Raw genomic sequence first — 10,629 nt, forward strand, 5'->3', positions numbered from 1 at the left:
TAAATTTTTCAAGATTTTTTCTTCAAATTCTTGTAAACCATCTTTTTTTACTAATGGTAAAACAGCAACTTTAATTGGTGCTAATGCAGCTGGTAAAGCTAAAACAACACGTTCAGAACCATCTTCTAATTTTTCTTCTTTTAATGAATTTGAAAAAACAGCTAAGAACATACGATCCAAACCAACAGAAGTTTCTACAACATACGGTGTGTAAGATTCGTTAGTCTCGTTATCAAAATACTGAATTTTTTTACCAGAATGTTGTTCGTGTGCTTTCAAATCGAAATCTGTACGAGAATGAATTCCTTCTAATTCTTTGAAACCGAACGGAAATTTAAACTCAATATCAGCCGCAGCATTTGCATAATGCGCTAATTTTTCGTGATCGTGAAAACGGTAATTGTCATTTCCTAAACCTAAAGTTTGGTGCCAACGTAAACGCGTTTCTTTCCATTTTTCATACCAATCTAATTCGGTTCCTGGTTTTACGAAAAATTGCATTTCCATTTGTTCAAACTCACGTTGACGGAAAATAAATTGACGTGCAACAATCTCATTACGAAAAGCTTTTCCGATTTGTGCAATTCCGAAAGGTAACTTCATACGTCCTGTTTTCTGCACGTTTAGGTAATTTAAGAAAATACCTTGAGCAGTTTCTGGGCGTAAATATAAGTCCATTGCTTGATCTGCAGTTGCACCTAATTTTGTCCCGAACATTAAATTGAATTGACGAACATCTGTCCAATTTTTAGAACCAGTTACAGGATCAGCAATTTCCAATTCTTCAATCAATGCTTTTACATCCTCTAAATCTTCTTTTTCTAAAGATTGACCCATGCGGTGTAAAATAGAATCAATTTTTTGTTGATATTCTACCACACGACCATTTGTTGCTAAAAACTCTTTTTTATCAAAAGCATCTCCAAAGCGTTTTGCCGCTTTTTCTACTTCTTTATCAATTTTAGTTTCAATTTTAGCACAATAATCTTCGATTAAAACATCTGCGCGGTAACGTTTTTTAGAATCTTTATTATCAATTAAAGGATCATTAAAAGCATCAACGTGTCCAGAAGCTTTCCAAGTTGTTGGGTGCATAAAAATAGCAGAATCAATGCCGACAATGTTTTCATTCATCTGTACCATTGCTTTCCACCAATATTGTTTGATGTTATTTTTTAGCTCAGCTCCATTTTGACCATAATCGTAAACGGCTGATAATCCATCATAAATTTCACTTGATTGAAAAATAAAACCATATTCTTTGGCATGTGAAATTACTTTCTTGAAAATATCTTCTGACATAATAAATGTGTGTTCAGTTTAAAGTGCAATTTTAAGGATTTTTGATGACTAAAAAGATATATTTTGATAAAAACAGATAATTATAAAGTGATTTTATTAAACTAGATTAAAATCTTAATCTAAAATAATTGTAAAAAAGATTATTATTGAGTTAAAACTTAGAGATAAATACTTATTTTTTGATGAATTATTTTTTAATTAAATAAGTTAAATGTAAATTAACAATAATATATATGTGTTAAGACGTGAATTTATTATGAAGACAAAATTTATTTTATTTCTATTGATTCCTTTTTTTGGATTTTCACAAGAATTGTATCAAGTAAAAACAATTTCAAATTATGAAAAATTGATTGCAGATTTGGATAAAGATTCTGTAAATGTAATTTATAGCTTGAATAAACCAGAATTAGAGAATATTATAAAACAATCGAACAAAAAATATACGTTGATACACAATTTTGCTATTTGGTGTGCGCCTTGTGTAGAGAACTTTCCAAATTTCTTAGAATTAAAAAGAGAATTAAATGATAATCTTTTATTTTTAATTCTCACAACAGATAAAAATAAAAGCGCTCATCTTACCAATGCACACGTAGATTTTCGTGAAAAATATAATATAAATTATCCTACGTTTAATATTTCGGATGAATATGCAAAAGGAACAAAGAAAAAGTATAATTCTTTTATACAGTTAATAGCTCCAAATCATAAAGATTATGGGATGGGTATTTCTATTCTTATTCGAAATGAAGACCAAAAAGTTTTATATGCTTCAACATATAAAGAAACAAAGGCAGAGATTATTAAAAAAATAAAAGCATTAGTCAACTGAAAATTATATAAACAAACCAGAAAATGATATAAATCTTCAATTATTCATCATTCAAAAAATTTGTTTATTTTTGTCACAATGAAAATGCAACAGTACATAAAGTATATCTTGTCATTGGTTTTGATTTTTTCTAATCTTAGCTACGCATTTTCTATGCATTTTTGTCAAGGCGAGATGGAGCAGGTTTCTATCAATCATCTTGATAATAATTCGTGCGAAATGGAAAAGACAATGCCTTGTTGTCCTCCAAAAGCAGAATCAAATCATTGTGAAATACCGCAAGGAGAAAATAATAAAAAAGACGATTGTTGCAAGGATATTTCCTATTCGGATAAAGTTGTAGACAAACAAACGGTCAAAATACAAAAACTTGTTCCGGCGAGTTTTATTACTTCAGAAATTCTTCAAATTCAAGCTCCAATTATACAAAAAGAGGTTAAAAATGAAGTAAATTTCCTTTATTTTTATGTCGCTTCAAATGCGCCACCAAATTATATACTCAATTCTCAGTTAACATTTTACGAAGCTTAATAATCCTTTGTTTTTGATTAAATCAATCAGAAATCAATACATTATTATCTGAATATTAAAGTATTTGATGAAATTATAATCAACAAGTACACAATAATAAATAGGCATGATGCCTTAAATCGTAAAAATGAAAAAAATATTCACTTCAGTATTCATACTAAGTGCTGCGTTAACTTACGCACAATCTACTTTAAAGGGAAAAATTACAGATCAAAATCAACAACCAATCGCAGGAGCGGAAGTCTTTTGGCAATCGTCAGATATTTCTGTGATGACAGATGAAAAGGGAAATTTTGAAATAGAAAATTATCAGCCAACATCTATATTAGGCGTTTTTTATGAAAATGAAACAACAACTTTTAAAGAATTGAAAGATGAATTTCAGAATTTTACTATCAATGTAAAAGATAATTTTGGCGATACAAGTCTTAAAGAAGTTGTGGTAAGAGATACAAGTAGTTCGCTTAAAAAATCGAAATTAGCGACTAACATGACAACAATGACGGGTAAAGAATTGTTGAAAGCGGCTTGTTGTAATTTAGCAGAATCTTTTGAAACAAATCCTTCTATTGATGTTAATTTTTCTGATGCAGTAACGGGTAATAAGCAAATAAAAATGTTGGGACTTAATTCGCCTTATATTTTGATTGCTGAAGAAAATATACCAAACGTTCGTGGAGCTTCACAAGCTTTTGGGCTTAGTTTTACGCCAGGAACTTGGGTAGAAAGTATACAAGTAACCAAAGGTGCAGGAACTGTAATCAATGGTTATGAGAGTATTTCGGGACAAATAAATACAGAATTAATCAAGCCTGGAGACGATATTCCGTTGTTTGTAAATTTATATGGTTCTACAGATTCACGTTTCGAAGGAAATGTTCATTTAAATAAAAAATTGAATGATAAATGGAGTTCATCGCTTTTCTTACATGGAAATGCTCGCGTTGCAAAAAATGATATGAACGATGATGGATTTTTAGACAATCCACTTGGACATCAAGTAAATGTGATGAATCGTTGGCAATATCAAAATCTTGAAAAAGGTTGGGTTGGATTTTTATCTGCTCGTTATTTGAATGACCAAAAACAAGGCGGTCAGGTTGATTTTGATAAAAACCGTGATAAATTAACAACAAATTATTGGGGGTCTGAAATCAATACAAATCGTGTAGATTTATCGTCAAAAATTGGATATGTTTTCCCAGAAATGCCTTATCAAAGTATGGGATTACAGACGGCTTTTAGCTATCATAAACAAGATTCTTATTTTGGATTAAATCAATATGATATCGAGCAACAAAGTTTTTATGCCAACTATATTTTTAGTTCAATTATCAGTAATACGAAAAATAAATTCTCTACAGGAGCGAGTTTCACGTACGATAAATTCAAAGAATTTGTAGCCTTGCCAACTGATGAAAATTACGATAGAGTTGATAATTCGGCGGGTGCTTTTTTTGAATATACATTTGATAATAGCAAGAACTTTAACATGATTGCAGGACTTCGTGCAGATTATCATAACCGAATGGGATTCTTTTTGACACCACGTTTGCATACACGTTACACGCCTGTAAAAGGAACTACGATAAAAGCTTCTGTTGGTCGTGGAAAACGAATTAATAATGTATTTGCAGAGAATCAGAATTTATTTGCTTCATCAAGACAATTTAATATTTTGGGCGATGGAAATGGAAAAATTTATGGACTAGATCCGGAAATTGCTTGGAATTATGGTGTTAGTGTAACACAAGAATTCAAATTATTTGGTAAAAATGCAGATGTTACAGCAGATTTTTATCGTACCGATTTTCAAAATCAAATTGTTACAGATATAGATTATTCGGCTCGTCAAGTTAGATTTTATAATTTAGAAGGCGAATCGTATGCAAATTCGTTCCAATTCGATTTTAATTATAATCCATTTACAAATTTCAAAATTAGAGCATCATACAAATATTATGATATTGTAACAGATTACGAAAATGGAAAATTAGAACGTCCATTGCAGGCAAAACATCGTTTCTTTACAAATTTAGAATATGAAACACGCGAAAGAAATGGAAAAAATTGGCGTTTTGATGTTACCTATAATTGGATTGGAAAACAACGATTACCAAATACGTCGGATAATTTACCAGAAAATCAATTAAATGAATATTCGAATCCATTTGGAACAATGAATTTCCAGATTACACGCGTTTTCTCTAAACGTTTTGAAGTGTATGTTGGAGGAGAAAATGTGACAAATTATCAGCAGCATCGTGTAATTTTAGGAGCAGATGATCCGTTTGGATCTAATTTCGATAGTTCTATCGTTTATGCGCCAATTTTTGGACAAATGTATTATGCTGGATTAAGATTTAGTTTAAAATAAAATAATCATAAAAAATAATTAAACAATGAAAAAATTATTAGCCTTTGCTTTGGTAGCGACTTTAGGAATTAGCGCACAAGCACAAAATAAAAATGCAAAACACGATTTACATGTAAAAGGAAATTGTGAGCAATGTAAAGAACGTATCGAGAAAGCTGCTTACGGCGTAAAAGGTGTAAAAGTTGCAACTTGGGACGTAGATTCGCATAATTTACATATTGTATTGAATGAAACAAAAAGTAATGTAGACGCTGTAGAAAATGCAATTGTAGCTGTTGGGCATGATACAAATGCAAAACGTGCAGATGATAAAGTTTATGCAAATTTACATTCTTGTTGTTTGTATGAGCGTGATGAAGAGGAGGGAGAGCATGTAACTGAGACTTCTCCAAAGAAAGAAGAAGATCATTCGAATCATCAACATTAATAGTTGATAAAGTATAACAATTAAAAAAGGGATTTCATAAGAAATCCCTTTTTTGTTTATAAGATGTTTATTGTTAATGAATAATTATTCATTTCTTTAACGTTTAATTAACATTAACATGTTATATTTGTAACCTTTCCTTTTTTGAAAAGGATAATAAAATAAAGAAAAAAACGAAGTGAAAATAGGTCAAATTGTAGAAATTCCAGAAAATTCTTCTATTTATACCAGAGAAAAACCATCTTTCCAATCAAAAGAAGAAGAGCTTTTGTGGAAAATAGCTCAACGCAATTATACTTTGTTTGATGGGTTTATTGTCGGTGAACATAATGGTGTTGAAAATTTTGAAATTGGACAACGTAAAGGTTTAAACATTAGCGGAAAGAAAAATTCTGTATATGTTATAGCAATAGACAAATTGGAAAACAGAATTTTTGTTGGGCAAGGAAAATCTCATCCAGGATTATTTACAGATGTTTTTTGTTTTGATGAAGAACAAGTAAGCTGGTTAGAAAAAACAAAAATTGAAAATGATGTGAATGTAAAAGTTTCATCATCTGTTTTAATAGATAATGTTGATGCGAAGTTTTACCAATTTGATCAAAACTATTTTCTGGAATTTGAAACACAAGTTCCCTTGATTATGAAAAATTACACAATAGGACTTTCTTATGAAAATAAGGACGTTATAGTATTAAATAAATAATTATTAAAATGAAATTAAAATTTACTTTTTTATCATTTGCTTTAGCATTATTCGCACAGGCTCAAAAGGCTCCAGCGTATTATTCGAGCATTAATTTTACTAAAACTAAGAATGAATTAAAAAATGATGTCGCAAAATTAATTACTGACACTCATTCAAAAACTATTTCTTATAGTGAATTAAAAACATTGTTAGAACGAAGTGATATTGATCCTGATAATTCTTCGAACTTACTTTTAGTCTATGGTTCTCAAAGCACAGGAACTCATCAAAGAAGTAGAGCTAAAAATGGATCTTGGAATAGAGAACATGTTTATGCAAAATCTAAAGGAACTCCAAATTTAGGAACTTCTGGTCCTGGAGCAGATGGACATCATTTACGTCCTGCTGATATTACATTAAATAGTACTAGAGGAAGTTTACTTTTTGATGATGGTGTAGGAGTAATGGCTATGAAAACTAGTCGTGGCGGTTGGTATCCTGGTGATGAATGGAAAGGAGATGTTGCGCGTATTTTGATGTATATGTATGCTAGATACGATAAAAGAACATTACCTCTTAATATTACATTTGGTCCAAGTACATATTCTTCAGATTTTCCAGATATTCTTTTGAAATGGAATGTTGAAGATCCTGTTTCTCAATTTGAGGTTCAAAGAAATAATATTGTAGCAAATACGCAAGGAAATAGAAACCCTTTTATTGATAATCCTTATTTAGCAACTGTAATTTGGGGTGGTCCTAAAGCTCAGAATAATTGGCCAGAATCATTTGGTGAGCAAGGAGAGTCAGATACTGAAAAACCTTCAGTACCTACAAATTTAGCGTCTGCAACTATTACATCGTCAAGTATTTCATTAACTTGGACTGCTTCTACAGATAACATCGGTGTTAATCGTTATGATATTTATTTAGATAATGAATATAATTCGACTGTTTATAGTAATAATGGAACTGTTTCAGGATTAAAACCTTCTACAACATATTCTTTTTATGTCGTAGCAAAAGATGCAGCAGGTAATAAATCTGATAATAGTACAGAAATTCAAGCAACTACTAAAGATTCTACTACGGGAGGAGGTTCTGGAGAAGGAACTAGTTGTGGTACAGAAGATTTTGAAAACATTACATCTACAGGAAGTACACCTCCAGCGTCATCATATACAGATAGAACTTGGTCAAATAGAGGAATTGTATGGACAGCAACAAATGCTAGAACTGATAAACAAGTTTATATTGATGGTGATAGCAATAAGGCAATTTGTATGAAAAAAGGAACATTAACTTCATCAACAATTTCAGGAGGAATCGGATCTTTATCTATTAAAACATATTTACCTTTCGCAGATTCAGAAGGATTCTATACATTAAAAATTAACGGAGAAGTAAAAGGACAGATTCCTTACTCTAAAACAGCTAAAACAACAAAAATTGATAATATTAATGTTGAAGGTGATGTTGTAATTGAGTTAGTAGATGAAACATCAAGTAATCGTGTTTCTTTTGATAATTTATCTTGGACTTGCTACGAAAAATTAGCTGTAGAGGATATTAAAAAACAAGATAATAAATTAGTTATTTATCCAAATCCAGTTAAGAATCATGAATTTATTATTAATGGAATTGAGAATAATGAAACAATTCAAATTTATAATATCAATGGACAATTGGTTCAAACAATTCAAAATGTAACTAATAATTCAAAAGTTAAATTGAATAAATTACCAAAAGGTGTTTACATTGTAAAGACAAAAAATCAATCAAATAAGATTATTGTAAATTAATCTATAAGAGATAAAAAAAACAACTCAATTGAGTTGGTTTTTTTGTGTTATTTAAAATTAGTTTTTAATTAATTTTTTAGTAATTGTACCATTTTCAGTATTGAATTTTAAGATGTACACACCTTTAGGTAAGTTATTAGTTGTTAAACTACCTTTTTGTCCATCATATTTAACTGTTTGTGTAGAAACTACTTTTCCAGTTAAATCAACAATCTCTACTTTTATGTCATTTTTGATTGTTTTGTCTACAATATAAACCACATCTTTTGTTGGATTTGGATAAATTTGGAATGTTGAAGATTTTAATTCGCTTGTAGCTAAAGAACAATCTAAAACATCTACTGGAGGCATGTCAAATGCTTCTGTACCATCTGTTCTACTATTCGAAAGTCCTTGTTTTGCACTATAACCTAAACCTCTGTTTGAGAAAGCAGTCCAAATATCACATTTGTTATTTCCTTCGTTTAATTGTTCGTCAGCTTTAAGAATTGCATCACGACCGTCAACAAAACCAGGAGAACATGGTTGTAATTTAAGACCAGTCATTACTAATTGTAATGCAATATTGTTACCTGCTTTACCATTGTATAAATCTGGAGAGAAACCATATTTATTCACCATTTTCCAGTTTAAATCCCATAGCATAGAAGCCCAAACATATCCTGTATTGTGTGGAGAATCTTGATTTCCATAAGTTTTTAAGAAGCCATATTTAGCAGGATTTACAGTCATATCTGTAGAGTAAGCAGTAGGACGAATTCCTGGTCCATCTATTGGTTGATTTGTAGCAAATGTACCAATACCTCTTTTAGTTGTTGGTTTATCAGTAGGAAGTTGAGTAATCATTAATCCAAAGAAATCTGACCAACCTTCTCCCATTTGTTCTAGGTTACTTAGACAATTTGCATTTGAGATAGGACCTGTTAAACGATTAGAGATTCCGTGTCCATATTCGTGAGCAATAATTCCGTTGTCTAAACTACCATCAGTGTATGGAATATCTTTATGTTGTAAAGTAATATTTACTACTGTTCCTTTCGTTAGTTCGTTTTTTATTTTATCACCATTTAGCCTAGTAAGTCCAACAACAGGAATTGTAATGGTAGGGTCTTGTCCAGTAATAGTAAGATTTCCACTTGTATTATTGACTATAATTACAGCTTTTGCACCTGCATTTTGTGCTGACTTGGATTTTGTTACATAGTCACAATTTCCTCCTTTATATACAACAGCAATTTTATTTATTATTTCTGAACTATTAATAATTGTGCCGCATCCGTCAAATTCAGTTCCATCTGTCTCACTTTTACGAACTAATACTAAGTCACTCGTTAATGCTGTTTTAGGTAATCCAGATCCAAATGAAGCATCTGAAACGTCATATTTTCCTGCAATATTTGTAGGAGAGTTAATTGTTAACCCTTTTGTATCTGCTGTTGCTGGAGGATTCCATAAAAACATAGCCATACGTGGTGATCTACCATCACTTGGTGTTGCAAAAGTAGCATTGTTAATTGCTCCAAGTGATAATCCTGTTTGAGCTAGAGCAATAACATCATCTTTTCCTGTGCCTCCTTTTTCGTAATTATCTTTTTGGAAATTCCCATTAGCTTCTGTAAAACCATAATTGTAGAAGATATCATGCATCATATTATTCATATAGAATAAGTTTGTAGTAGATGCTTGCCAGTTTTTATATGGGTCTAAGTTAAAATCGATAGGGAAATCGAAATTTAAAGTACTTCCTCCATCTACATAATCATCATCACTAAGTGTAACGGTATTTGTGCTGGGATTAAATGTTTGATATCCAGTTGAATTTTGATCTTTAACTGCTCTTACATTATTTCCCTCAGTTCTTGTTTTTATTGTGCCTTCTGCAATATTGTGCCAACCATTAGGAGATGCTACTGTATTAGATACAGATAGGTCTGCAAATGCTCTTCCACCACGATTAGGAGCTTCTAAAGGTAATTTGTACACATTATATTGTGGGGACGCTGTATTTATATTATCATCGTATAACCAATTCCAGTCTTGTTTATTAAAAGTAGCTAAATTTTCGTTATGAAATGATCCGTGATCAAAACTACAGCTTAAAGTTGTGTTATGTTTCTCTAAAATATTTCCATTTTTAGCATCAACTATAACGTGAATAATATCATTCTGATTTTCTTTAAATAAACGATAAGAAAATGCGTAGCTTAAAATAGCCTCTTGTTTATCATTAATATAATAAACTAATTCTGATGCTTCTTCTTTAGAAAAGTGAACGCCGTAATCTTTAGAAGTTTCATCTTTAATAAGTTTTAATCCCTCAAATTGAGCAATATTATTAAGAGCTTGATTAAGATTAAGATTAAGAGTAGGTGTTACATCTGCATTTTTAAGTGAAATGTTGAAATTCTCTGACGAAGTTTTTGATATAATTTGCTGATTCTTGATTACATAGGTAGAGTAGCTGTTGTAAATCGGAATACCTTGAAATGTTCTTTGAGTGTAAACACGTTGCGTAGTATCATCATTAATTGTTTGAGTAAATTTATACTCAACATTACTTGCTATTGCCTTAGTTTCATAATTGTCAATAATTTGCTCTGCCGTTTGGGCATGCGCAGACATAGACAAAATAAACGCAGAGAATATAAGCGTTAAATTTTTCTTCAT

General features: G+C 30.8%; 8 protein-coding genes. 6 read left to right on the plus strand and 2 right to left on the minus strand.

What is annotated here, in order from left to right:
• Window positions 1–1,302 (minus strand): glycine--tRNA ligase (locus RSC72_RS15500; RefSeq protein ID WP_332578660.1); only part of this gene is annotated, 1,302 nt, incomplete at its 3' end.
• A gap of 256 nt (window positions 1,303–1,558) precedes the next feature.
• Here RSC72_RS15500 and RSC72_RS15505 point away from each other — a divergent pair.
• The 6 genes from RSC72_RS15505 (at window position 1,559) to RSC72_RS15530 (ending at window position 7,962) form a co-directional block, all read left to right on the plus strand.
• The gene (locus RSC72_RS15505) at window positions 1,559–2,137 is read left to right on the plus strand and encodes a TlpA family protein disulfide reductase (RefSeq protein ID WP_332545320.1); all 579 of its coding nucleotides are present in this window, start codon (window positions 1,559–1,561) and stop codon (window positions 2,135–2,137) included.
• Window positions 2,138–2,221: 84 nt separating this feature from the next.
• Window positions 2,222–2,668 carry an HYC_CC_PP family protein gene (locus RSC72_RS15510; RefSeq protein ID WP_332545321.1) on the plus strand — a complete coding sequence of 149 codons (447 nt, stop codon included), beginning with the start codon at window positions 2,222–2,224 and terminating at the stop codon, window positions 2,666–2,668.
• A 127-nt stretch (window positions 2,669–2,795) separates the two neighbouring features.
• Entirely contained in the window at window positions 2,796–5,045 is a 2,250-nt protein-coding gene (locus RSC72_RS15515; RefSeq protein ID WP_332545323.1) for a TonB-dependent receptor, read from the plus strand.
• Window positions 5,046–5,070: 25 nt separating this feature from the next.
• Window positions 5,071–5,472 carry a heavy-metal-associated domain-containing protein gene (locus RSC72_RS15520; RefSeq protein WP_332566234.1) on the plus strand — a complete coding sequence of 134 codons (402 nt, stop codon included), beginning with the start codon at window positions 5,071–5,073 and terminating at the stop codon, window positions 5,470–5,472.
• A 178-nt stretch (window positions 5,473–5,650) separates the two neighbouring features.
• Window positions 5,651–6,178 (plus strand): tRNA methyl transferase PRC-barrel domain-containing protein, encoded by a 528-nt coding sequence (locus RSC72_RS15525; RefSeq protein ID WP_332566233.1) that lies wholly within the window; start codon window positions 5,651–5,653, stop codon window positions 6,176–6,178.
• Window positions 6,179–6,186: 8 nt separating this feature from the next.
• On the plus strand, window positions 6,187–7,962 hold the full coding sequence (locus RSC72_RS15530) for an endonuclease (protein WP_332578661.1): 1,776 nt from the start codon (window positions 6,187–6,189) through the stop codon (window positions 7,960–7,962).
• 57 nt (window positions 7,963–8,019) lie between these two features.
• Here the strand turns inward: RSC72_RS15530 and RSC72_RS15535 are convergent.
• On the minus strand, window positions 8,020–10,629 hold a 2,610-nt coding region (locus RSC72_RS15535), incomplete at its 5' end, for a T9SS-dependent M36 family metallopeptidase (protein WP_332578662.1).

This window comes from Algoriella sp. (assembly GCF_036647415.1).
Classification (GTDB): Bacteria; Bacteroidota; Bacteroidia; order Flavobacteriales; family Weeksellaceae; genus Empedobacter.

Coding starts and splice junctions, on each gene's coding strand:
- RSC72_RS15505 (WP_332545320.1), top strand. CDS start 1,559: ATGAAGACAAAATTTATTTTATTTCTATTGATTCCTTTTTTTGGATTT.
- RSC72_RS15510 (WP_332545321.1), top strand. CDS start 2,222: ATGCAACAGTACATAAAGTATATCTTGTCATTGGTTTTGATTTTTTCT.
- RSC72_RS15515 (WP_332545323.1), top strand. CDS start 2,796: ATGAAAAAAATATTCACTTCAGTATTCATACTAAGTGCTGCGTTAACT.
- RSC72_RS15520 (WP_332566234.1), top strand. CDS start 5,071: ATGAAAAAATTATTAGCCTTTGCTTTGGTAGCGACTTTAGGAATTAGC.
- RSC72_RS15530 (WP_332578661.1), top strand. CDS start 6,187: ATGAAATTAAAATTTACTTTTTTATCATTTGCTTTAGCATTATTCGCA.